This window comes from Collinsella aerofaciens ATCC 25986 (assembly GCF_964239575.1).
Classification (GTDB): Bacteria; Actinomycetota; Coriobacteriia; order Coriobacteriales; family Coriobacteriaceae; genus Collinsella; species Collinsella aerofaciens_BQ.
This window is the reverse complement of the sequence record NZ_CAXSQQ010000039.1, coordinates 1-1,330: the sequence shown is the minus strand read 5'-3', so window position 1 is coordinate 1,330 and position 1,330 is coordinate 1. Positions and strand designations below refer to the sequence as shown.

General features: G+C 49.5%; 1 pseudogene. It reads left to right on the top strand.

The features are described 5' to 3' along the window. Window positions 1-1,016, top strand: a pseudogene (locus ACESUZ_RS09795) (hypothetical protein); the annotation flags it as partial. Window positions 1,017-1,330: the final 314 nt, after the last annotated feature.

The following is a 1,330-nucleotide window of genomic DNA, read 5'->3' as shown; positions in this document are numbered from 1 at the left end:
ACGTCTACTACCGCGTCCACGCCTCCAACATCGGCTGGATGGCCTGGGCCAAGGACGGCGAGGAGGCCGGCACCACCGGTATGTCGTGCTCTCTCGAGGCTGTTCAGATTAAGCTCATTAAGAAGGGTGCTTCCCATCCTGATACATCGGGATATTCCCATCTTGAAATACCTTCGGTGACATATTCCTCTCAGGTGAAAGGCGCTTGGCAGAATTCCGTCTCGGCCGGTGAGGTGTCCGGTACAACCGGTCAGGGAATTCCCATCACCGGGTTTTCGGCTAAAACTACTTCATCTGTTGCCGGCGGGATTAATTATCAACTGCATCTTTCGAATGTAGGCTGGACGTCTGGTAAGTCAAACGGAGTGCAGCTTTCGTCTACCGCTAAATCCAATTCGGTTGAGGCTATTAAAATATCTCTTTCTGGTGACTTGGCAACCTATTTTGATGTTTGGTACAGGGTCCATGTCGATAACGTCGGCTGGCTTGGTTGGACTAAAAATGGCTCCGTTGCCGGTAGTACTGGCTATGGGGCGCATGTCCAAGCTATCCAAGTTCGACTTACGAGGAAGGGCGCCAATGCCCCCGGGAGCACCGTTTCGCCGTGTTTGCTTGGGCAACCAACCGCGTTTGCAAATCCCATGCAGAAGAAAATTGTAGATCTTGCCCGACAGGTGCCGTCTCCTGGCCCGGGATTGTGCTCCGAGTGGATTGCAGATATCTATGAGCGTGCCGGATTTAGGAATGTCCATACAGATGCCTGCGATTACTACTGGGATTACTGTAAATACACCGATTATTCTCATTTGAAAGTCGGAATGGTCATTGCCGTTCCTTCGCATACGCATACACGCATGGGCAGCATTTACGGTCACGTTTGTCTCTACATCGGTAATAACCAGGTTATGGATAATGTCGGTCGGATCAGGACGCTCGATATGGCGTACTGGTTGAATTATTATTCCACCTCATATAAGCCAAAATGGGGTTGGTATGACAACGTGCCGCTTGCATAGTTGATCGAAGGTCATGTCTTCACACAGGTTCTGGCAGATACTCTGATTAAAACGAACGGATCGTTTTGCAACGGTCCGTTCGTTTCTATTTGAGTGCCATTCGCGTTTTTGGTATTTAAGCAATTGCCGAAACGATAAATAATGATGCTAAAGATGGTCGATTGATGGGGGAGTCGAATGAAAAAGACGCAACGACTGCTAGCAACGGCAATGACGCCATTACTGATCCTTCAGTGTGATCGCGTCGAAAATGTTGGTGTAAGGGTGACGCCCTAGCGCCCGTTTAACGAAGAACGGCCTTCGTCCTAGAATCT